This is a genomic window from Turicibacter faecis, from assembly GCF_037076425.1.
Classification (GTDB): Bacteria; Bacillota_I; Bacilli_A; order MOL361; family Turicibacteraceae; genus Turicibacter; species Turicibacter faecis.
In genome coordinates, this window is the sequence record NZ_AP028127.1 from 1,388,796 (window position 1) to 1,412,953 (window position 24,158).

22 protein-coding genes are annotated in these 24,158 nt (G+C 35.8%); 2 read left to right on the plus strand and 20 right to left on the minus strand.

Annotated features, from left to right (window positions below):
• Positions 1-100 precede the first annotated feature (100 nt).
• The 19 genes from AACH31_RS06595 to AACH31_RS06685 all read right to left on the minus strand — a co-directional run bounded on the left by AACH31_RS06595 (position 101) and on the right by AACH31_RS06685 (position 21,966).
• On the minus strand, positions 101-1,288 hold the full coding sequence (locus tag AACH31_RS06595) for a cation:proton antiporter (protein ID WP_161831681.1): 1,188 nt from the start codon (positions 1,286-1,288) through the stop codon (positions 101-103).
• A 122-nt stretch (positions 1,289-1,410) separates the two neighbouring features.
• Positions 1,411-1,974, minus strand: coding sequence for a chromate transporter (locus AACH31_RS06600; protein WP_338617257.1), 564 nt, complete (start codon positions 1,972-1,974; stop codon positions 1,411-1,413).
• Positions 1,974-2,516: a chromate transporter gene (locus AACH31_RS06605; RefSeq protein ID WP_161831679.1), complete on the minus strand. Its 543-nt coding sequence runs from the start codon at positions 2,514-2,516 to the stop codon at positions 1,974-1,976. Before AACH31_RS06605 ends, AACH31_RS06600 begins: the two co-directional genes overlap by 1 nt.
• 114 nt (positions 2,517-2,630) lie before the next feature.
• Positions 2,631-2,849, minus strand: a complete 219-nt coding sequence (locus AACH31_RS06610) for a hypothetical protein (protein WP_161831678.1) — start codon at positions 2,847-2,849, stop codon at positions 2,631-2,633.
• 385 nt (positions 2,850-3,234) lie between these two features.
• The gene (locus AACH31_RS06615; RefSeq protein ID WP_338617259.1) at positions 3,235-3,699 is read right to left on the minus strand and encodes a hypothetical protein; all 465 of its coding nucleotides are present in this window, start codon (positions 3,697-3,699) and stop codon (positions 3,235-3,237) included.
• Positions 3,696-4,304 carry an ATP-binding cassette domain-containing protein gene (locus AACH31_RS06620; RefSeq protein ID WP_262953723.1) on the minus strand — a complete coding sequence of 203 codons (609 nt, stop codon included), beginning with the start codon at positions 4,302-4,304 and terminating at the stop codon, positions 3,696-3,698. The genes AACH31_RS06615 and AACH31_RS06620 overlap by 4 nt, the downstream gene beginning before the upstream one ends.
• Positions 4,301-6,253 carry a hypothetical protein gene (locus tag AACH31_RS06625; RefSeq protein WP_262953722.1) on the minus strand — a complete coding sequence of 651 codons (1,953 nt, stop codon included), beginning with the start codon at positions 6,251-6,253 and terminating at the stop codon, positions 4,301-4,303. The genes AACH31_RS06620 and AACH31_RS06625 overlap by 4 nt, the downstream gene beginning before the upstream one ends.
• Before the next feature lie 60 nt (positions 6,254-6,313).
• A complete protein-coding gene (locus tag AACH31_RS06630) occupies positions 6,314-6,664 on the minus strand; it encodes a hypothetical protein (protein WP_262953721.1) in 351 nt (116 codons plus the stop codon).
• 221 nt (positions 6,665-6,885) lie between these two features.
• On the minus strand, positions 6,886-7,803 hold the full coding sequence (locus AACH31_RS06635) for a manganese-dependent inorganic pyrophosphatase (protein WP_262953720.1): 918 nt from the start codon (positions 7,801-7,803) through the stop codon (positions 6,886-6,888).
• A gap of 196 nt (positions 7,804-7,999) precedes the next feature.
• Positions 8,000-8,914, minus strand: coding sequence for an alpha/beta hydrolase (locus AACH31_RS06640; protein WP_161832937.1), 915 nt, complete (start codon positions 8,912-8,914; stop codon positions 8,000-8,002).
• A 147-nt stretch (positions 8,915-9,061) separates the two neighbouring features.
• Positions 9,062-9,820 carry an FG-GAP repeat domain-containing protein gene (locus AACH31_RS06645; RefSeq protein ID WP_237659002.1) on the minus strand — a complete coding sequence of 253 codons (759 nt, stop codon included), beginning with the start codon at positions 9,818-9,820 and terminating at the stop codon, positions 9,062-9,064.
• Positions 9,821-10,243: 423 nt separating this feature from the next.
• Complete coding sequence (locus tag AACH31_RS06650) at positions 10,244-14,830, minus strand: PolC-type DNA polymerase III (RefSeq protein ID WP_161832177.1); 4,587 nt, start codon at positions 14,828-14,830, stop codon at positions 10,244-10,246.
• 622 nt (positions 14,831-15,452) lie between these two features.
• The gene (gene proS, locus AACH31_RS06655; protein WP_161832178.1) at positions 15,453-16,715 is read right to left on the minus strand and encodes a proline--tRNA ligase; all 1,263 of its coding nucleotides are present in this window, start codon (positions 16,713-16,715) and stop codon (positions 15,453-15,455) included.
• 92 nt (positions 16,716-16,807) lie between these two features.
• The gene (rseP, locus tag AACH31_RS06660; RefSeq protein ID WP_161832179.1) at positions 16,808-18,055 is read right to left on the minus strand and encodes an RIP metalloprotease RseP; all 1,248 of its coding nucleotides are present in this window, start codon (positions 18,053-18,055) and stop codon (positions 16,808-16,810) included.
• 14 nt (positions 18,056-18,069) lie between these two features.
• Positions 18,070-19,227: a 1-deoxy-D-xylulose-5-phosphate reductoisomerase gene (gene dxr / locus AACH31_RS06665; RefSeq protein ID WP_161832180.1), complete on the minus strand. Its 1,158-nt coding sequence runs from the start codon at positions 19,225-19,227 to the stop codon at positions 18,070-18,072.
• Between the two features lies 1 nt (position 19,228).
• Positions 19,229-20,041, minus strand: coding sequence for a phosphatidate cytidylyltransferase (locus tag AACH31_RS06670; protein WP_161832181.1), 813 nt, complete (start codon positions 20,039-20,041; stop codon positions 19,229-19,231).
• Between the two features lie 15 nt (positions 20,042-20,056).
• Positions 20,057-20,821, minus strand: a complete 765-nt coding sequence (locus AACH31_RS06675; protein WP_161832182.1) for an isoprenyl transferase — start codon at positions 20,819-20,821, stop codon at positions 20,057-20,059.
• A 414-nt stretch (positions 20,822-21,235) separates the two neighbouring features.
• Positions 21,236-21,418, minus strand: a complete 183-nt coding sequence (locus AACH31_RS06680; protein ID WP_161832183.1) for a hypothetical protein — start codon at positions 21,416-21,418, stop codon at positions 21,236-21,238.
• Between the two features lie 92 nt (positions 21,419-21,510).
• A complete protein-coding gene (locus AACH31_RS06685; protein ID WP_161832184.1) occupies positions 21,511-21,966 on the minus strand; it encodes a GNAT family N-acetyltransferase in 456 nt (151 codons plus the stop codon).
• 261 nt (positions 21,967-22,227) lie between these two features.
• Between AACH31_RS06685 and AACH31_RS06690 the strand changes: the two genes are divergently transcribed.
• Both AACH31_RS06690 and AACH31_RS06695 read left to right on the plus strand, forming a co-directional pair.
• On the plus strand, positions 22,228-22,599 hold the full coding sequence (locus AACH31_RS06690) for a transposase family protein (protein WP_338617262.1): 372 nt from the start codon (positions 22,228-22,230) through the stop codon (positions 22,597-22,599).
• 21 nt (positions 22,600-22,620) lie between these two features.
• A complete protein-coding gene (locus AACH31_RS06695; RefSeq protein WP_338618102.1) occupies positions 22,621-23,514 on the plus strand; it encodes an ISL3 family transposase in 894 nt (297 codons plus the stop codon).
• Positions 23,515-23,599: 85 nt separating this feature from the next.
• Here AACH31_RS06695 and frr read toward each other — a convergent pair whose 3' ends face one another.
• Complete coding sequence (gene frr, locus AACH31_RS06700) at positions 23,600-24,157, minus strand: ribosome recycling factor (protein ID WP_161832185.1); 558 nt, start codon at positions 24,155-24,157, stop codon at positions 23,600-23,602.
• Between the last annotated feature and the right edge of the window lies 1 nt (position 24,158).

Consider the following 24,158-nt stretch of genomic DNA (forward strand, 5'->3'; position numbering starts at 1 on the left):
CACTTAAATCAATTACCTCTAATGATCAAATTTTGATCGTCCACCTCTTCTTTTCCTCTCCTCCTTCCAACCTATAAAAAAACGCCCCGGGGGCGCTAACTTATTTATGCCTTCTATGTTTAGGTTTGAAAACCCAATTTAGAAAAATAGGGGTCATGACGGTCGTTACAACAACCATTAATACCACAGGAGCAAAAAATGCTGTTCCCATTAGTCCAACTGCCGCCCCTTTACTTGCAACAATTAGGGCAACCTCCCCTCTTGAAACCATTCCAACACCGATTTGCAAGGACTCTTCTTTCGAATAATGACACATTCTCGCACCTAAACCACAACCAATAATTTTAGACACAATCGCAATCACAACGAGCAAAATGGTAAACCAAAAAAACTCATGATTCATTCCTGTCAAATCTACCTGAATACCGATACTTGCGAAAAAAATAGGGGATAATAACATATACGAAATAATTTCGAACCGTGAAGTAATATAAGGAACACAGGGCGAATTCGATAAAATGAGTCCTGCAATAAAAGCACCCGTTATATCGGCAACCCCAAAAAACTCCTCTGCGCAAAATGATAATAACAAGCAAAAAACAAAGGCAATAATCACAAATCGTCGCATATCCTTGTGATAGCCTTTAACCCAATGACTATACACACGGTAAAAGATAATACCCGCTCCAATTGCAAACACGAAAAAAAGAACAATCTTCCCCAATACCATACTGACGTTGACTGAGGCATCTGCACAACTCGTTACAATTGTCAATGCAATAATTCCTAAAATATCATCAATAATAGCCGCCCCTAAAATAGCGTTCCCGGCCCGTGTATTTAAACAACCTAATTCTTTTAAGGTTTCCACCGTGATACTCACAGAAGTTGCTGTTAAAATGACCCCCATAAAGATATTTTGTAAAATGACATTTGCCTCTTCGGGACCACTCTCATGGTTATAAAAAGAAACAAGTAAAAATCCAAGTAAAAGTGGGACAAGCACCCCAAATAGGGCAATAATAAACGATGCCTTTCCTGTCTTTTTCAACTCGGATAAGTCTGTTTCAAGTCCCGCCGTAAACATCAAAACAATCACACCAATTTCAGCAACCTGTTTAATAAAATCCGTTTCATGTAAAACATTTAGCACCGCAGGTCCGAGAAAAAGCCCCGCTAATAACGCCCCTACCACCTGTGGCATTGAGAATTTCTTTGTAAGTAAGCCTAATATTTTTGTACTAAGTAAGATAATAGCGACATCGAATAAAAACTTATACGATAACATCTGTTTCACTCCAATCCCCTAAAGAAAGTTACTCTCTTCCGTTTATTACATCTTTCCTTTTATTTATATGCAATAAAAAGGCATCATCAGAACCTGACGATGCCTTTTTATTAATCTTTGATCTATAAGCCCATTAAAATACCAACAACGGCGCCTAATGCGATAAAGAAAATAGGATGTTTATTGATTTTTGTTGTCATAAAATACATCACTATAAACAATAACGCTGCTTTCCAGTTTAACAAATCAACGACCTGATGGGTAATTTCAAATTGATCGAGCGTTAAGACTGCTATTTTAAAAACTCCAAATCCAGCCACGGCAATAAGCCCAGCTACCGCCGGACGAAGAGCATAAAAGATTGCTTGCACCACTTGGCTTTTTTTAAACTTATTTAAAACATGAGCGACAATAATAATGACAATAACAGACGGTGTGACCAGTCCAACGGTTGCAATGATTCCACCTAAAATACCAGCGGCATTAAATCCTGCGTATGTCGCCATATTAATTCCAATAGGCCCCGGAGTTGATTGAGAAACGGCAATCATATTTCCTAGCATAGCCTCATCAAACCACGTATATTTTCCCGCTAATTCTGATAAAAAAGGTAAAGTTGATAGCCCCCCACCTACGGCAAATAACCCAATCTTAAAAAACTCTAAAAACAATACTAAATATGTCATTAACGATGTTCCACCTTTCTTCCTTTAACAAATAATCCGATGAGGGCAGCAGCAACCACGATAAAGACAGGTGAAATATTCGTTAAAATTCCAATTAAAATCGTCAAAATGGCAATGAGCAGACAAACTTTGTCTACTACCGCTCCCTTCCATAACTTAATCACCGCTGTAAGAACTAACACACAAACAGCAACACGTATTCCATTAAATGCATGCTGAACAAGCGCAATTTCTGCAAAAGACTGTAAAAACGCAGCTAAAACCATAATAATAACAAGCGAAGGGAAAACAACACCTGAAGTAGCCACAATCGCTCCTAAAATTCCATGATGTTTATATCCAATAAACGTTGCGGTATTCACAGCAATAATCCCTGGGGTACATTGTCCCACGGCATAATAATCCATGACTTCCTCTTCTGTCACCCATTTTTTTGTTTCAACTACTTCCTTTTGTAACATTGGAAGCATGGCATAGCCGCCACCAAAGGTCAAACCTCCAATACGACAAAACGTCCAGAATAAATCAAAATAATCCTTCATCTCTAAACCTCCAAAGCAAAAATTTATTTCGTTGTCTACTCATTTTATAGTCTTTTAACCTCTATTTTATACGGCTTTCCCGTTAAGACTTTCATCAGTTAGAACATAAAATCCTTACTTTTGAAATAAGTAACCAACAATCCCTCCAATTAACACTCCGATTAATTTCATCCATCCAAGATCTAACTCACTGACATTAAACCCATGTGAAACAAGTGATATTAATAAAGTAGAAATAACAAGCCCCCCGATCACACACCGTGACATGTAATCCTTCGTTTCACTTTGTTTATGTTGATCCCTCCGCTTTTTTATTAGTCGTTTACTCTCCAAATAAAATACCTCCTGACAGGTAAATAGATAATTAAGAAACGAAACCATTATAAGCGATATTCCTCAATCTGTAAATATGACAAAAAAAGACACTTAATGAAAACGCTAATTATTTTCATTTTTTATCTTAAGATCCCTTTTTCGACATAGAAAACCACTTACTTATGATCGCCCTGCCTATCCATTGGTGGGGGATTGCCACGATGGTTTTAATCATTCAAAAACTAGTTTTCAATAAAAATAAAAGGAGTCTAGCCCCTCAAGACTAACTCCCTTCAATTCAATGGATAAAAGTTCTACACCTCTCCTCTTATAAAGAATTTTTTCAAGCGAAAAAGGGGACTAAGGATTGGAGTTATAACACGTAGCATCCATTGATTGACGTCTACAGCCCCCATTCCCCTTTTGCAAGCTCACGCATGTTAACAAGCTCTGCATGATGTTGTTCTAATAATTGTTCAACAGTTTCCCGTTCATCGGATAGAAATTGATTTTTCTTTGTCTCTAAATAATTCATCTTCTCATCAACGTAGACCTCATACCCGATTCCTTGATCAACAAGCGTCACACCGTATTCTTTTATTTCTTTAGCGAATAACCCAGGCCACATAATAATTGCTAACGTATCCTCTAAATTTCCGATTGCTACATTTCCTGTGAACTGAGGATACTTAGGTAAAGATACCGTATACTGTGCTTGATCCGTTGTTTTGCCATAGGCCGTAAAGTATAAATCATACCCTTCACAATAAGGTTCATATGCTTTTTGATTCACATACCATACCCCATGAAAAATAAGTAGACTAACAACAATTATCCCAATAACTGCATAGACTTTTTTTAACTTCATAACTCAATCACCCGCTCTGCCATTCTCTTTATTTTTTCATCATGTGTCACTAAAATAATCGTTTTCCCTTCTTGATGAAGTTCCTTTAAAATCTGCATAATCCGATTAGCATTTGCCTCATCTAAAGATCCTGTTGGCTCATCCGCTAAAATAATTTCACTTTGTTTAAAAAATAGGCGTGCTAATGCCACACGTTGTTGTTCCCCACCAGATAATGTATATACTTTTTGCTTTAAAACTCCAGAAAGTCCCACCCGTTTTAACGCTTCTTCCATCGTTAAGTTCGTGCGATCTTGCTTACGAATAAGCTTTAAATTTTGTTCAACGGTCTTGTTTTCAACAAGCGCAAAATTTTGAAATAAAAAACCAAGTTTTTTTTGGAAATATTGCATCCTTTGTTTAGGCGTCACAATCGCTTCCCCATCAATCAATAATTTTCCAGAATCAAACGGCTCAATCATCCCAATCATATTTAATAACGTTGTTTTGCCGCAACCACTTACTCCCGAAAAGCAAACAAATTCACCAGATTCTATTTTAAAATTAAAGTTTTCAAATAAAACACGACCTTCAAATCGCTTACTTAATTCAATCCCTTCAATCATATCCGCTCCCCCTTTAAAATGGATGCCATTTTTAATTTTTCTAATTGCTTTGTCTTATATCCGATATAAATCAGTTCAATCACGGTTAGAAAAAGACTCAATCCTATAAAGTAAACGTCTATTTCTATCAATAAGAACTGACCAATAACCATTGCCAGTAAACAACTTATTAATGAAAGAAGTAGTGTTAACCCCACTAAAACTTTTTCTCTTTCAAACAAACTATACCCGAGTGTCTTTTTTAAAACCATTTCCATCGCTTTAAAGCTATATTCTAGCCGTAATACAAATAAAATCATGACACACTCAAGGGCAATCATAAAAATGGACAATAAGGCTGTTAATTTCATACAACGCTTAGCCATCGCCCAATTATACTGATACAACTCATACACATTCGTTTTCTTTAAAATTTGATTTTGTATTCCATAATCCTTAATAAATTCGGAGAATTCCTCATCAGATATATCATACATCACATCATAAGCATAATAGATCGCATTTCCGGTTGGGTCATGTTGAATCGTTGTTTGATTTAAAATGATAACAGGATTTTTTGAATAATGACTGCGATACGTATACATCGGGTCACTAATTCCAAGTAAGCGCACCTCTTCCTCATACGGAATAAACTCAATCAACGACAAATCGGTAAATGCCTCCCCTAAATACATTCGTAGCACCATTTGAAGATACGCTTTAAAACTCGCCTCTTGTTTAATCGATGAAGGGGTGAGAATATAAACCTTCTCCTCCGTACATTGACTTAAAACATCTGCAATCGGACTATTTTGCTTAAGCAACTCATGTTTTGTTTGCTCATTAATTAAACGAACCGTGTGCTCTTCATCTGATAAATCAGCATACATCAAACTCCGATTTTCAAACGTCTGATGAAATTTTTGAATAATCTCACTCGTTCGCTCCCCCGTTAAATCATCTTCTAACCGATAATTAATCTGATAATAAGCATAGTCTTCGTGTGCTTTAAAAAAATCCCGTTGCTGATAATAATCATACCCTTCGACAAAAACAATTAAATTTAACGTGATTAATAACAGTGTAAGAACAAACGTCATAGCTTTTATGCCATAACTCACGAAAAGTAAGCCTTGACCATTTACATCTTTTGCTAAATCTTTTTTTAGCTGATATCTCAAGCTAAACAGCCATAACACACCATTCAGTATCAAAAAGACGGCTAACATCCAAAAACTTAATGTAGACATAAACGTAACATTTGAAACCTTAGATAATAAAAGACTTCCAAGGGCATAACTCCCGCTAAAAACAAATGTATCTGCTAAAATATTTCGCCAAACCAATTGACGAATATCCTCACCTAGCATGTAACGCACCATTCGTTCTTTTTTACTAATTAACATTTCATAAGAGGACATGAGTAAAATAATCGCAAAACTTCCACCCCAAACAAGCACTAAATTCGCTACCGTCTGTTGATCAGAAGAGTAAAGTTTTGGCATCCCCCCCGAATATTTATCAACCAACTGGGTTTTAAAGGCTCGTAATGTTTCAACATCTTCTCCGATAAAATAACAAGATTTCATCTTCTTAATATCAAAAAATTCAGTAATCGGTCGTAACATGACCTCCGTTTTTCCAACAAATAAACTATCATATTCTTGAGTTTTAATTTGGCGATTCTCTAAGCTTTTTAATGCACCTTCTGTTCCATAAATCTTAATTTCCTTTTTTATATCCGATGTTATCTCACCATCTACAAAGAAAAAATCTACATCATAATGTTCGGCCGCTTCTAAAAAATCTGAAATAATCTCTGATGCCTCGGAAGTCGTCTCCTCAAAGACGAATGTTGCTTGATAATAGCTTTCTTGAAATTGATCTAAATGGAAAATAAATAGCTCCCCAGTAAAAATCAAACTCATGGCAATCAAAAGAATCCCAATGAGGTATTTCACCCACTTCACCCGACACACACCCTTCCTTATACACTAAAAGTGCGAATATAACATTCGCACTTTTTCATCTTACCATTCACAACTATAAATCACCGTTTGTCCAGAATGAACCACTTCAAGCTTTGACCATTGACCGCCAAAAGAAGACCTAGAAGTATGAGCCCCTTTTCCATTTTGAATTTTAGCATAATGGCTTGCTGACGGATGATAGGCATACGCCGTATCCTCATTAATTAAAACAGTATTATATCCATACTGCAATTTACTTCCATTACTTCCGGTAGCCGTTTTTTCCCAAGCACTCGTAAAATTGCTAGTTACCGTTTTAGATACTGAACCTGCATGGGCCGTCAACCCCACACCACTTCCTAAAGCTATAACAGTCATTAATGCTAATCCATAGTTTCCGATTTTTCTCATTTCCTAACCTCCATCTTAAATTTTTTAGTTATAGAGTCGTCCTCATTCATCTCTATAACTAAAATCTATCATAGAAACACCCTTATAAATTGTCATTTTATACCTTTTATGATTTAATTTTTTTATTTCATCCTCTAAAAGGAAAGTTTTCTATTCACAAAAATAAAAAACACCCTTCAATCCCTAGAGACTAAAAGATGTTTTTTACTTTATCTCACTAATTAAGCGATGCGATCCATTACAGGAACGATTTGTTTTTTACGAGAAACAACCCCTTCAAGTAACGTTGTATTTTCTGTTAATTCAACGTTGAAAGCTTTCTCAACAATATCTGTACGCTCACCTAAAGCAATAATTTGTGAATTACTATTTAAAATATCTGTGATCACTGCAACAAATAAATTTAATCCTTTTTCATCGATGATTGATTTCATCTCAGCTTCTAATTCTGCTTTACGTGTCATCATATCCTCGATACTTACGACGTTAATTTGTGCAATTTCAACAGTTGATGCTCCCATTGGGAATACTTTTGCATCGATTCCTAATAATTGACCTGCTGTTAAATCTGAAAGATCTGTTCCTGCTTTTAACATTTCAAGCCCATAAGTTTCCACTTCAAGTCCAGCAATTTCTGCAAGCTCACGGCAAGCTTTTTCATCTTGTGGCGTGCAAGTGGGTGATTTAAATAATAAAGAATCTGAAATAATCGCACTTGCCATTAACCCTGCCATTTTAGCATCGATTTCAACGTTATTTTCTTTATACATTTTATATAAAATCGTTCCTGTACATCCAACTGGCTCCGCACGATAGAATAAAGGTTCTGATGTTTGGAAGTTCGCAATACGGTGATGATCCACTACCATTTTAATTGTTGCTTTCTCAATTCCAGTTGCACTTTGATTAAATTCATTATGGTCAACTAAAATCACTTCATCTGCTTCCGTTACACCATCAATTAACTCTGGTGCTTCAACAGAAAAATAATTCAAAATGTATTGTGTTTCTTTATTTAATTCACCTAAACGGCAGGCTTTTACATCCATCCCTAATTTTGTTTGTAAATCCGTCATGACTAATGTTGACGTAATTGAATCCGTATCAGGATTTTTATGTCCGAAAACTAATGTCGTCATTTATTCATTCCTCCTTCTAAAATTTCACTCCTTTTATTTTACACTATCTTCACCTTAAAATTCAATTTTTAAAATAACATTTTAATCTCCAATAAAAATTAGAACCCTCCCGCTAAATAATAATTTCTTAACCTTCCAATAGATGGTTACATAAATGAAGGCTATAAAAAAACGGATAAACTAAATTATCCGTTTTCTATATAATTTCATTTAACCACGTTGTAATTTGAGAATAGACCTGGAATTTTTCTCGTTCATTTAAAATTTCATGTCTCATCTTTGGATATAATGTGTATTGAATATCTAAAAGTCCCGCTTCTTTCATCGCCTCATAGGATTTAAGAACCATTCTTCCATACCCACCAACAGGATCATCTTCTCCAGACAACATAAGAACCGGTAAATCATGTGGCATTCGCTTAATATTTTCCCTATTCGTCATGTATAGCAATCCGGTAAATAAATCTTCAAACCCCGCGGCAGTAAAAATAAAACCACATTTTGAATCTTCACAAAAGGCTTTAACTACTTCATCATCATAACAAATCCAATCACTTGACGTCTTTGCCCCTTTAAGTTGGCGATTAAAAGATCCGTAAGAAAGTTGATAAATTAACATACTACGATGTCGGGATCCCTTTAATTTCTTTATTAATTTTGCAGCAAATTTTCCTAGTTTTAATTGATAGGACGGTTGATGTGCCGTTCCCGTTAAAATTAAACCATTAATCGTTTCTCCATAATCAATCGCGTAATGTCTAGCTAAAAAAGACCCCATACTATGACCAAGCATCACGATTGGCAAGTCTGGATGTTGGGCATGAATCAAATCATTAATGACTTTTAAATCTTCGACCATATCAAACCATCCATTGGTTTCACCAAAATACCCATAATCCTCCGGATTGAGGACAGATTCTCCATGTCCTCGATGATCATTCGCGTACACCACATACCCTAATTCGAGTAAATAGCTAATGAACTGCTCATAACGTTTGGCATGTTCACATGAACCATGCACTAATTGAATGACTCCTCGTGTCCGAACCTCTGATTGTGGCTCGTAAACATAAAGTTCTATATCAAACCCATCTACCATTTGAACCTTCAAGAAAATGGCCTCCTTCGTCTTACATACCTATAATGTACCATAATTCTATAAGGAAACCAACTCCTAAAAATTCGAAATAATTTCATTTTTACCTTTTAACATCAAATGATTGATTTTAATAAAGCCCAGTCAAAAACAAGATTGACATCATTTTATATTTCCCTGTTCACCAATCACCATATCATAAGGAATAAACTTCCCTTCCTGATAAGTTAAATAAATCTCAATTACCCCAAGATGATCCACCATTGCAGTCCCAATAATGACTTGCGAAGATAAAAGACTATAGGCCCCTTTACCTCGTGGCGTCATAATAGGAGATAATCCACCTAGCGGAAGAACTTCCCCTTCTACCCCTTCTCTAGTTTTTCCCTCGCTATCATAATATTTTTGTAAAAATTCTTTATTTTTAAAAGATAAATTGAGTTCATACGTTTGATTAAGCGTATCATTTATGACTTCTACCTGATAATGATCTAAAAATCGAACGCTCCATTCGTATAATTGGTTTAAAGACTGATAATCAAGCAATTGTACAGGCGTTTTATCTTTAAAACTATAAATATAATAATAATTAATATTACCACTTCCACCCGAACTAATTGAGACATAAATATCAGAAATCTCATCTTGATTAAAATCACCTAAAAACAAAGCACTCCCATATCCCCCATTTAGGTCTAAAACTTGCTCAGTCACCTCATTTGTAACCCCATCGACGACCGAAATAGTAATCCCCTCCTGATAAATGGCATCCGGGCTTTTTTTATGTCCAGTTAAATATACAAAATCGTCTATGCCATCTCCCGTTACATCTCCAATCTTGCGATCAAACGTACATATTTGCTCTTCCTGGATAACCATCTCAATTGGTGGGGGAGTCACCGCATCTATAAACATCCTCATCAAATCCTTTCTCATCTTCCATACCATGTTAACAAGAAAATTACCCTCTTCGAAAACTGCCAATCCTACAATCACTCTAGGTGATAAAGTAAAAAATGATGTTATTTTACGGAAGAGAAGAACTTATTTCCTCTTAGAAGTGTGCTTCCCTTTCACACCTTACCTCATGTCATTATAGCAATGGCTTAAAAAGCGCAACAACATTTGGCCTCCTCTTCGAATATAAAATGTCTTTCTTATGCCAATCATTCCTCTGTTTAAGAGCACCGTCACTTCTCCTTTTCTAACCTAGAAAGACAAGTCTTATTCCTTGAAAACAACTGTAATTTTATATAGATTTAGTATGCGCCACTTTAATCCATTTATGAGTCTTCTTCCTATCTTAAATAAAAAAAAGAGGTCTTTTATTAGACCTCTTTTTTGTTAAAATAATGTCATTTGATTGCTTGGTGGACGTGAAGCTGATTTGTTTGGCTTATCCGTTCCAAGTTCCATATCACCAAAGACATTCATCATTTGCATTTTTTCAATCAGCGTTTTAGAAACTTTCCCTCGAGTTTGAACATCCTTAATCGTTTTAAAGGGCTCCTCTTCTCTTGCAGCTACAATTTGTCTAGCCACGTTTTCCCCCAATCCATCCAACGCTGTAAATGGAGGGATTAATGACTTTTTATCGTCAGAAATTTTAAAATCAACGGCCTGTGACTCTTCTAAATTAAAGTTTTGAAAGTAAAAACCGCGTTCTGTCATCTCTAATGCAATTTCAAGTATAGTAACTAAGTTTTTTTCCTTAGGTGTGGCCTCAAATCCCTTTTCATCAATTTCGTCTAAACGTTTTCTAATAGCATCTGGCCCCTTCATCATCGTTTCAATTTCAAAGACATCCGCACGTTTTGAAAAGTACGCACAATAATAATAAATAGGATGATGAACTTTAAACCATGCAATTCGAATTGCCATTAAAACATATGCAGTAGCATGGGCTTTTGGGAACATATATTTAATTTGCCCACAAGACCAAATATACCATTCAGGAATATGATGCTTGCGCATCTCTTCTTCAAACTCTTTCCATCCGTCTGGCACCTTACTCGCCATCCCTTTACGCACAAACTCCATAATCTTAAACGCCAGAGCGGGTTCTAAGCCACCATACATTAAATAGACCATAATATCATCACGACATCCGATAACATTTTTAAATTCAATCTTGCCAAACTTCTCGTATTTCCCAGACACTAAATCGGCTGCATTATTCAACCATACGTCCGTTCCATGAGAAAGACCTGAAATCTTAACTAACTCCGCAAACGTTTTAGGCTTCGTATCTTCAAGCATATTGCGCACAAAAGGAGTTCCAAACTCCGGAACGCCATATGACCCCGTCGTTGAACGAATTTGCTCTGGTGTCACCCCTAATGATTCCGTGGAATAAAATAATTTATAAACTTCTGGGTCGTCGGTTGGAATGTCCTTCGGATCTATTCCTGAAATATCTTGTAAATAACGAATAACCGTCGGATCATCGTGCCCAAGTATATCAAGTTTTAATAAATTGTCATGAATAGAATGGAAGTCGAAGTGAGTAGTTCGCCATTCCGCCGTTGGATCATCGGCAGGATACTGAATTGGTGTCACATCATAAATATCCATATAGTTTGGAACAACAATAATCCCTCCCGGGTGTTGCCCCGACGTTCTTCGCACACCCTCGCATCCTTTTGCTAAACGTTCAATTTCAGCTGTACGCATTTGATGATGCGTATCTTCTAAAAATCCTCTTACATATCCAAATGCTGTTTTTTCAGCGACGGTTCCAATCGTTCCGGCACGGAAGGCAAAGTCATCACCAAATACCTCTCTACAATACAGATGGGCAACCGGTTGGTATTCTCCTGAGAAATTTAAATCGATATCGGGAACTTTGTCTCCCTTAAATCCAAGGAATGTCTCAAACGGAATATCATGTCCATCTTTTCTCATCTTCGTGCCACAATGTGGACAATGTGCATCTGGCAAATCAAACCCCGACTCAGCATTAGCTAAAATCTCCTGAAACTGTTCTTCCTCCGGACGAATTCCGTAGCGATGTTTTTCATCTTCGTTCATTTTAAAGGCCGAAAAAAGACAGTTTGGGCATCGATAATGCGGAGACAACGGATTAACCTCCGTGATATCCATTAAAGTGGCTACAAACGATGACCCGACCGATCCACGAGAACCAACTAAGTAGCCGTCATCAAGTGATTTTTTTACAAGCATGTGAGAAATATAGTAAATAACCGCAAATCCGTTCCCGATAATACTATTTAGTTCTTTAATCAACCGATCAAGAACATACTGTGGCAATTCTTTACCATACCATTCATAAGCTCGTTCATAACACATTTCACTTAAACGGTCTTTAATACTTGGAATCCCCTTATCTTTAAGGAAATCATCTGCCGGTGTAAATAATTCATCTTTAATTGCCTTAATCATTTCACACTGATCGGCGATCATATTTGGATTAATCACAATAATTTCTTTCTGTTTCTCTTCACTTAAAAAGTGAAAATCGTGGTACATTTCATCCGTTGTTCTAAAATGCATACTCGGGATCGATTTTATATCTGGATGATTAAGTGGATGACGCCCTCCCCCAATTGCTGGTGTTCGCGTATATATTTGACGATAAATTTTATCATCACGATTTAAGTGGTGAACATCTCCCGTTGCACAAACTGGAATGTTCAACTCCTCCCCTACTTTAATAATTCGCTCGATGGTCTTTATAATATAATTTGCCATCTCCTTTGAGTTCAAATCAATTAAATGGGAATATACTTCCGGTGGTTGAACTTCTAAATAATCATAGAATTTCGCCTTTTCCTTTAACTCTTCATAAGATTTATTTAAGGCTGTTTCAAAAACCTCACCATTGACACAGCTACTCCCAATAAGTAGCCCTTCTCGATGGGCCTGTAAATAACTACGGCGAATACGAGGTTGCCCATACAAATCGTTTGTCATGGACTGAGAAACAATTTTAAATAAATTTTTAAATCCTATCTCATTTTTAGCCAGGATAGTCACATGCGTTGAATAATCCAATTTAAATGAACTATCATCATCAACTAATTGATTAATTTGATCATGCGTCTTAATCCCTAGTTTCATCATATCCTTTAATAGCAAAATAAAGGCTTGACCTGTCGCACGCGCATCATAAATCGCCCGGTGATGTTGCGTTAACTCTACTTTAAAAAATTTAGATAAAGCTTTTAAGTTAAATCGTTTCATTTTACGCTTAAACTTTTCATCAATAAGGGCATCTGTCGCATAGTTCCAATAAACACCATATTGATGATGATACATGACACGGGCAGCTGCTAGTGTGTCAATCACAGGATTTTCACAGTCTCCTAAATTAAATCGCTCATATGTTGCCTGTAAGTGCCCCATATCGAATGAGGCATTATGCGCAACTAGAATACAACCTTCTGACCATTCCTTAAACCTTCTCATCACATCCTCAAGCTCAGGGGCCTGATCAACATCACTTTGCATAATATGCGTTAACTCAATGGTTTTTAGTGACAGTTTTCGATGAGGATTAGCAAAGTCAGAAAACTCATCAATAATTGATCCATTATAAATTTTTACTGCGGCAATTTCAATAATCACATCATAATTAGTCGAAAACCCTGTCGTTTCCACATCATATACGACATATGTCGCTGAGTTGAGTGAAATATCTTGTTCCGCCCAAGCGATTTTAGGGCGATCTTCAACAAGGTATCCCTCAACTCCATAGATAATTTTAATATCGTTCTTTTTGGCTGCATGATAGGCATCTGGAATGGCCTGAACGACTCCGTGATCGGTCAAAGCAATTGCTCGGTGCCCCCATTTTGCTGCCTGGCTAATATAAGACGAAATATCAGTCACTCCGTCCATCGCACTCATCTTCGTATGGACATGCAATTCCACACGCTTTTCACCCTCAGGTGCTAAATCTTTTCTTTCTTCAACCTTAGCATCAATAAGATTCGCAGCATTGACCATCATGCACAATTCCTTTGAAAAAGTATCAAATTGAATTCTCCCACTGACACGAACCCAGTTTCCCTTTTTCAAAATCTTTGGGACCATTTTCTTTGTTTCATCCGATTTTGCAAACATTTTAATATAAATAGAGTCCGTATAGTCAGTAAATTTAGCAGTTATTAACAGCATCTCACCATTTCTAATATCGCGGGTTTCTGCATCAAAGATATAACCTTCTAACACACACCGACTCATTTCATCATCAATATCTTTACAGTTCATCGGATTCCCTGTAATAGGTCCACCAATCGATGTCTCAGTAACTTCAGGTTCTTTTCGCGAATAGCCTCCTCGTCCTCCTCTAGCTCCTCCTTCATTTCTAAAGGTTGGGCGTTGCGGATTAGGTTCAGTCTCAACACTCTTTTTCACCTCTACGATTGGAGGTAAGGAAGTCTCCCTTCTTGTCAAAATTTCTGCATCAGAAAGAGCATCCTCGGAATAGATAGGACACACTTCTTTTATTGGAAAGCCAAACTGTTCAAATCCACGTTGAATTTTTATCGCGTACTTTTCTTTAATTTCTTGATAATCACGAGCTTCCTTTACTGCAATTTGTAGCTGATCACCTACAACGGTTGCTTTAAAACTTTCAAGACAGCGTATCAATAAATCTTGCCGACTTAAATATTCAATCATTAATGGCCAATACTCCAAAATCTGTTCATCACTCGGACGGCTTAAATAACGAATCGTAAAGCTCGCATGATTAATGGTTGAAATACGACCAAATGTATTTTCAAAATGGGAATAAAACTCATAAAAAGCGGCTGAAACCAATGGTGTATCAAAAGTTAAATGAAAGAGCAGTTCCTGACGTTTTCTAAAAACATCGACTTTTTCAATGAGCTTATTATCGAATAAAAAAAGTTGGTGCTCTGGATATTGAATTTGTTCTAACAAAATTTGCATCTGTTTTTGCATGCGGGGATCCCCCTTTTCTATCTAAACACACAGTCTATATCTACTATATATTTCTCCTATCATCAGATAAGAGACGTCAGATGGTAACTCACCACCCAGCATAACTAATCCATTCTATCACTGTTTTCAAATTATTTCATCATCTAATAGAACTGATTTTTTCATGTTTCATTACCATAAATATTTTTTACTTTTTATACCGTATTCATACGATCACATGACCATACACATTAAGTAAAAGCTCTCCTATCACTTATGTATAACATTTCTTCTAGTAGTAAATCATTCAAAAAATTCCTAATTGTATAAATACGACACATGTATCATAGGGCCTATCAGCTTTCATTTAAAAGAAAATATTCTTTCGTTCCTTATATCTTTTTAGGCACACTGCCTTTGACTGAGTCTTTCCGTTTTTTCGATACAAGCCTTAGTTTCAGCTTTATATTACAAAATAGCGACAAATAGCCTTCTAGCCTCTTCAGAGACTCGAATGGTATGTTGGAAAATTTAAGTGCATAAAAAGACACCAAATTGACTTCCATATCCTAATTAATTCCTCATATCAGGCTACTTGTATTAAAATAGCCGATAAAAAAAATTCTCTCAGGGAGAGAATTTTTTAAGCTAATTCCTGATACTTTTCCTTAATAAATGATACAAGTTCTGTAACCTTTACTTCAAAAACTTCACCAGTCTGTCGAATTTTGATTTCCACTAATCCATCACTAATTCCACGACCAACTGTCACGCGAATCGGAAGACCAATTAAATCTGCATCAGAGAATTTGACACCTGCACGTTCTTTACGATCATCTAATAGTACTTCAAATCCAACAGCTTTCAAGTCTTCATAAATTTTTGTAGCAGCGTCTAACTGCTCAGCTTTCTTAACATCAACTGGAATAACATGAATATCAAATGGAGCAATCGACTTCGGCCAAATCATTCCATTCTCATCATTATTTTGCTCAATCACTGCCATCATCACACGGCTAACACCTATTCCATAGCATCCCATGATAATAGGTTGTTTCTTTTGATTCTCATCAAGAAAAACAGCATTCATTGATTCAGAATATTTTGTTCCTAATTTAAAGACATGTCCAACTTCGATTCCTTTTGCATGATCTACCACACCGACACCATCTGGTGATGGAGCACCAACTGGTAAATCTGCAACTTCAATATTTGCCGCGAATGATCCTGTTGTTGAATACACAATTGTGTCTTCTCCAACTTCAGCTAAAGCCATAAACTCCGCTGATTGTGATCCACCGATTTGTCCACTATCCGCTTCTACCATTCTAAATTTTAATCCACAACGATTAAAGATATTAGTATAAGCCTGTACAAATTTATCATACGTTTTATCTAAAGATTCCTGATTTGCATGAAACGAATAGGCATCCTTCATAATAAACTCTCGACCACGCATTAATCCAAAACGTGGACGTGCTTCATCACGGAACTTTGTTTGAATCTGATAAACGGTTAATGGTAATTTTTTATATGAATTTAAATAATCACGTACAACATCTGTAATAACCTCTTCATGTGTAGGTCCTAACGCAAATTCACGGCTATTACGATCAGTTAATCTCATCAATTCAGATCCATAAACAGACCAACGTCCCGTCTCGTCCCATAATTCTTTTGGTTGTAACGCTGGCATTAATAACTCGTTTCCATCAATCGCATTTAATTCTTCGCGAATAATCGTTTCAATATGATGAAGTGAACGCTTCGCAAGCGGTAAATAAGTATAGACTCCAGCTGCAACTTGTTTAATAAATCCAGCACGCAATAAAAATTGATGTGAGCGAATCTCGGCATCACTTGGTACTTCACGCAATGTTGGAATAAACATCATTGATTGTTTCATGTTTTATCCTCCTACAAAATTAAAGATATTTTTACATCCTTAACTTCTTATTTTTTTCATTATCGCATCTTTTCGACCGCTTTTCAATCCTTTTATGCATTAATCAGGCGAATAACATCATTAAACGTCACATAAATGAATAATCCGAAGAATAAAAGTAGTCCCGCCATATGAACATACCCTTCAACACGACGGTCGATTGGACGCCCAATAAGCGCCTCAATTAAAACAAAAACGATTCTTCCTCCATCTAAGGCCGGTAAAGGTAGTAAATTCATAATTCCAATATTAACACTTAAAAAGCCAATCCATATTATTAGCGAAGTTAATCCAAAGGTTGCAATGGTAGATGTCATCGTATAAATTCCAACAGGTCCTGATAAATCATCAATCCCGGCCTCTTTTGTAACAAATAACATTTTAAATGTTTGAAAAATTGATACAAATGCTTCCTTCATTTTAAATACCGCATAGTTAAAACCCGATAAGAGAGATTTTTCATATTCTGTAGAAACCCCAATTGAAGTACTTATTTGCCCCCCATTTTCACTAATTTGAGGGGTAAGCTCTACCGTCTTTGTCTGTCCATCTCTAATGTACGTCACCGTTGTTGAATCCTTGGTAGAAGAAATAGCCTGGGTTAATTCCTCCCAATTTGCTACGGAGTGATTGTTATAAGAAATAATTTGATCACCCGCTACCAATCCGGCCACCTGAGCAGGAGAATTTTCAACAACTCCTCCTAACCTATTTGATCCAGTTGGCATTCCTACTGCAAGACCCACAATAAAAAACAGAACAAATGCTAAAACAAAATTCATTGTAGCTCCTGCGGCCATGGTCGCAAATCGAGCCCATTTTGATTTTGACTCTAGGCAGCGGTCGTACGGGGCAATTTGCTGTACACTTTTTTCAAGGATATAATTTGCATCATGATCAACATCATACCTTTGCACTTCGCCACCTTCTAATGTCAAAGTGATACTTAATGCCTTGTATAAATCTAACTCCTTAATTGTCCCAACGACTTTCTGATTCGTAGGATCTAGAAATATCTTATTAACTTTTCCATTTTGATCAAACTCTAACCCGACGACTTGATCAACCTTAACGATCTCTTTCTCGGCCTCTTCGCCTGCCATTGAAACGTATCCCCCGAATGGGATTGCGCGAATAGAATAAGTCGTTTCACCGCGCTTTTTACTCCATACAAGCGGTCCCATTCCTATTGAAAACTCGTGACATAAAATTCCATAATGTTTTGCAACTAAAAAATGTCCTAGTTCATGAACAAGGATAATAACCCCTAAGGCTAAAATAAAGCTTAAAATTCCTATCATCTATCCATCCTCCATTATTCATACTTTTCAGTTATTATACGACGTGTGTTTTTATCAATCTCTATAATGTCCTCTAAAGCTGGACGATCAACCTTGTGGTGATGTTCCAAAGATTCATATACAACTTTCTCAATATCTAGAAAGGAAATTTTATCTTTTAGAAACAAATCAACGGCTGCCTCGTTTGCCGCATTTAAAACCGTCGGACAACTTCCTCCTTCATGTCCAGCCTCATAGGCCATTTTCAAACAAGGAAAACGTTCAAAATCCATTTTTTTAAACTCTAACATGCCTACCTCTTCTAATTTTAAAGATTTAGACTGTTTTAAATCAATTCGCTCGGGGTAACTCATTGCAAATTGAATAGGAATACGCATATCTGGGGTTCCCAAATGAGCAATAATACTTGTATCCTCAAACTCAACCATGGAATGAATAATACTTTGTCTATGGAGAATCGTTTCAATTTGATCATATGGTAAATCAAACAACCAATGTGCTTCAATGACCTCTAATCCTTTATTCATCATGGTTGCAGAATCAATCGTAATTTTGGCACCCATTGACCAATTTGGATGATTTAGAGCCTGTTCACGGGTTACTTCCTTCAACATTTCCCGTGTGTAATCTCGGAATGAGCCACCACTTGCCGTAATAATAATTTTTCTTATTGCCTTTGCATCCTCCCCCTGTAAACATTGATAAATTGCAGAATGTTCACTATCGACGGGTAACAACTTCACTCCATATTTTCGAGCCTTCTCCATCACTAAATGACCCGCAGTAACAAGAGTCTCCTTATTAGCAATTCCAATCGTTCTACGCATCTCAATTGCTTTTAATGTTGGCAATAACCCAACCGCCCCCATAACAGCTGATAAAACAAAATGCTCATCACCAGCAACTGCATCGTATGTTGCGACATTTATTAAACCTTCATCCCCAAATCCAAACTCCACTTCTTTATATTGTTCAGCCAACTGCTTAGCGGATTGCTCACTAATAACAGAAACATAGGCCGGTCTGAATTCATTAATAATCTTTTTTGTTAACTCAATGTTACGCCCCGCGGAAAATGCAACTAAACGGAACTTATCTGGATGTTGTCGAATCACATCTAGTGTCTGTGTACCAATTGAGCCTGTTGCTCCTAATAAATAAATATTTTTCATTTTACATCACCACGTTCAATCCATTAATTAAAATATATAATGCCAATGACGCATATAGATGGCTATCAAATCGATCCAATACTCCTCCATGGCCTGGAAAGAGATTTCCAAAATCCTTAATACCGAATTCTCTTTTCATCGATGATGCGACTAAATCTCCTAATTGCCCCACAACGGCAACAACTAAGCTTATCATTATTAGAATGCCAATATGAGTTGAAATCCCCGTCAAACTTCCAAATAGGGTTCCACCAATCACCCCCAATAGCGTTCCACCAAATGACCCTTCAATCGTTTTATTGGGACTCACACGAGGAGCCAACTTATGTTTTCCAAATTTTTTCCCACAAAAATAGGCTCCTGAATCCGTTATAGCTACTATTAAAATCATAAATAAAAGAAGATTTAATCCTAAAAAGCGGATAAATAAAAGTGCATGAAATGTTAAGCCCACGTAAAAAATGGTTAAGAGATAATAAGATGCATCTTTTAAACTAAAATCTTTACGAATCATTGAAACAAGTAATAGAACAAATAAAAAGATAGCCGGAATCTCTAACCCAAAAGAGGTAACTGCATGATAGTTTAATTGATTAAAATCAAATGAATAAAAAACAATAACCAATGTTGCAATTATAGTGAACAGTTTAATTTCAATCGGCGTCTTAGTCGTTATATCCTTCATTGAAATCATTTCACGTACAGCTACTAACGATAATCCCCCCCCTAAAATAAGAACAGGATAATTCCCATAAACAACAATAGGAACACCGATTAAAACCATGATAATAGCTGTAATAATTCGTTGTTTCATGAATAAATCTCTCCTTTACTTTTTCTCACTTAATCCACCAAAGCGTCGTTGACGACTTTGATAATCAAAAAGTGCCTCATATAACTGTTGCTCTTTAAAATCAGGCCAGGCAATTGACGTAAAATATAACTCAGCATAAGCTAATTGCCATAGTAAATAATTACTAATTCTTAATTCCCCGCTCGTTCTAATCATGAGATCAAGCGGTGGTAAATCATAGGTCATGAGATAGCGATCAATAAGATCCTCACTTATCTCTTCTACTTTTAATTGATGATCTAGAACATCTGTCGCAATCTGCTGAACTGCCTGTTTAATCTCATCCCTTGAACCATAATTTAGTGCAATCGTTAATGTCATCTTCTTATTATTTTGTGTCATTTCCGTAATTTCTAACACTTTTTTCTGTAAATCTTTAGGCAAATCCTCTACATTCCCAATAACCTTTAATCTAATATCATTCTCTATTAATTCTGGCGCAAAATCATTAAAGAATTTAATGGGTAATTTCATTAAAAATTTAACTTCCTCTTCCGGTCGTTTCCAATTCTCCGTTGAAAAGGCATAGACAGTTAACGCCTTAACCCCAATATTTGCACATATTTTTGTAATCTCACGTACATTCATCGCACCCTCTTGATGACCTGCCGTTCGCGGGAGACCACGCTTTTTAGCCCATCTTCCATTCCCATCTAAAATAATCGCAATATGTTGTGGCAAAGGTGCATTTAAAATGCGATTTTTATCTAACTGTGCCTTTTTTTTCTTTTTAAAGAACATTAAAGAAACCGCCTTTCATATATATAACCTATCTTATATATTTTAATACACTTACTTTCTTTTTTCTACCAACATTCCGTAATTATACAAATAAACTTTAACTCTGTCATAAATAAATACCTGCCTTGAAATTTTTTCATAAAAAAAAGCTACTAAAAAATTAGTAGCTTAATTTATATAAAGCCATCTTATGGTGCCACATATATTTAATGACATTCCAGAAAAATCACTCACTGCAGGCTAATGCTTAAGGGCATGTTGCCGAATTTTTTTCTTTATTCTTCGAATTTCTTCCTTCGTCAAGGGTTGAAGCTCACACCCCATCTCGAGAGTGGAATTTCCTTTCTGTTTATTAAAAGATAACTTAATAAACTTACTATCCTTTCCTTTCATTCGAATTTACCTGCAAAATAATTAGTTACTTCTTTTGAAATATCCATAACGTTGTGCGTTTGTTTTCACCCGAGTTTCTACACTTTGGGCCGCACGTTTTTCGTCGCCAACAAATTCAGCACCAAATTCCGTTTGCATTTTAGAAACATCAGGGATTAATGCATTACGAGCTGACTTTTTAAATTTTTTTTCTTCAACCGTCATGTTGCCGCCTCCTCATAACACCATGTGATGACAATACTATTTTGCATTTTTTGTCGAATAATATACTTGGATGTTGAGTGTTTTTTTTTATTTTAATTTGAAATATCCCATTCATAAATATTAATTTCTCTTACACCAAACATATACATTTCTAAATAAATAGGAATATAATAGGTACCCATCCATCGTGCATTTAGTCGTTGACAAGTTCTATTCGATGGAATATTACTCGGTAAACAACTAATGTACAAGTAATTCATCCCATGTGCCTTAGCCACACGTTTAATAAGCTCACACGCTTTTTGTGCATAATGATTTCCACGATACGGAGGATATATTTCATATCCAACGTTTCCCCCATAAAATGTATTCTCATTATAACCAATACGAATATCAATTTTCCCTATTTCATAAGGGCTTAAATGTTTTTTAATTTGAAAATAGTACGTTGGCGCCTTAAACTTCTCTAAATGAGCAGGAACCTTTCTTTCAATAATTAAATCAATTTCTCCGTCTGTTAAATACCCCACATCCTTGAATCTAATCATTATCCCAACACCCCCCTGAATCTTGTTACATTATTCTTTATAATCATACGTCTTTCATTAGAAAAAAATGAAAAAAAGACAATAAAGATTATCTTTTTGGGGATAAAAAAAGCTACCCAACTTGGGTAGCTTTTTTGGTTCTATAATATTTAGTGTTGCTGATTAAGCAGCACTTTTTTCATAGGATAAAAAAAAGAGACTTCAAGTCTCAATCCTGTTACAATGTTATCGACTAAAACAATATTGAAAGGATAAGATTTAATGTCTCACTCATATTTTACTAGAAAACTTTTAAATATTAAAGATAAAAATATTACATTTTCAGAAGATTATCTTGAGGAAGTGAAGTTGAACGGAATTACTAGCTTTATCTTTAAAGGTATTCTTACGTATCAACCGACTCATTGTCAAAAATGCGGAACCCTATTTGATTCAAAATTTAAGAAGCATGGATTTAAAACCTCTCGAATTGTCATTCCAAAAGTCTCTCTTCACGATACCTACTTAGACCTAAAAAAACAGCGTTATTATTGTGGGCATTGCCAGTCTACTTTTACACTAAGTACTTCAATTGTTGAAAAGAACTGTTACATTTCTTATCATACGAAACACGCCATTGCTTTAGAGGCCTAAAATAAAATTTCTGAATGTGATATCGCACGTCGCCATCAGGTCTCTCATTCAACCGTCAATCGAATCATCCATAGCTTTTATGAATCTCAAACCTTAAACCTTAATTATTTACCTGAAAATCTCTGTTTTGATGAATTTAAATCCGTTAAGTCTGCTGAGGGGCATATGTCTTTTATTTTTTGCGATGCTGACTCAAAACAAATCATCGATATCGTTGAAGATCGTCGTTTAAACTCCCTTCAAGCTTATTTTAAACGATACACAAAGGAAGCACGTCATCGAGTAAAAAATATTGTGATTGATATGTACGCTCCTTACATCAGCCTCATTAAGGATCTTTTTCCTCATGCCCAAATTATCATTGATAAATTTCATCTCGTTCAACATCTCTCTCGTGCACTGAACAAAACTCGAATCCGATTCATGAAAAAGTTCAAAAAGCATGGTCGTAAATTCAAACGTTATTGGCGCTTATTTTTAAAATCTCACGCTTTACTTAATACCACCACTTATCGATCAGTTTACTGCTTTAAACAACCCATGCGTGAAATTGATATCTTAAACTTTCTACTTGATTTATCTCCTGAATTAAAAGCAACCTATGATTTATATCAAGAGTTACTTTTCGCTCTTCAGACAAAAAACTTAAAACGATTTAATCATTTACTCGAAACGGAACATCCGCTTGTTTCTCCTGAGTTTCAAACGGCTTTCCAAACCTTTAAAACTTATCAATCCTATATTAAAAATACACTCTCAACTCATTACACAAATGGTCCCATCGAAGGAATTAATAATAAAATTAAGGTCATTAAGCGTATTGCCTTTGGATATCGTAGTTTCTATCACTTTAAATCTCGTATTCTCATGGTTCAAAATCTAACAAAGCCTAAAACGAAAATCCTAGCAGCATAGCTACTAGGATTTCGATTTGAATTTTCGTTGTAACAGGTTACAAATTAATCAGCAACACTATTTGACAAAGAACCGCTTTTTTATGCTAGATAGACATAATATCTTTTTCTTTTTCGTCAGCGACTGCGTCAACTTCTTTGATTTTTTTATCAGTTAATTTTTGAACATCTTCAGTATAACCTTTTAAAGCATCTTCAGTAATTTCACCATTTTTTTGTAATTTTTTAAATTCATCATTGGCATCACGACGAACATTTCGGATTGCAACTTTTGCATCTTCTGCGAATCCTTTAACTTTTTTCGCTAACTCACGACGACGTTCTTCAGTTAAAGCTGGAACATTTAAGCGAATAACTTCACCATCATTATTTGGTGTTAATCCAATGTTTGCTTCATTAATTGAACGTTCAATCGCTGATAACATTGATTTATCATATGGTTTAATTACAAGTTGACGTGCTTCCGGAACTGTAATTTGTGCCATTTGATTAATTGGTGTTGGCATTCCATAATAATCTACTTGAATATTATCTAATAATGCTGCACTTGCGCGTCCAGTACGTAATACTGAAAACTCACGTTTTAAAGAATCAATTGCTTTACTCATTCGAGTATCTGCGTTTGTTAATACACTTTTAGGCATA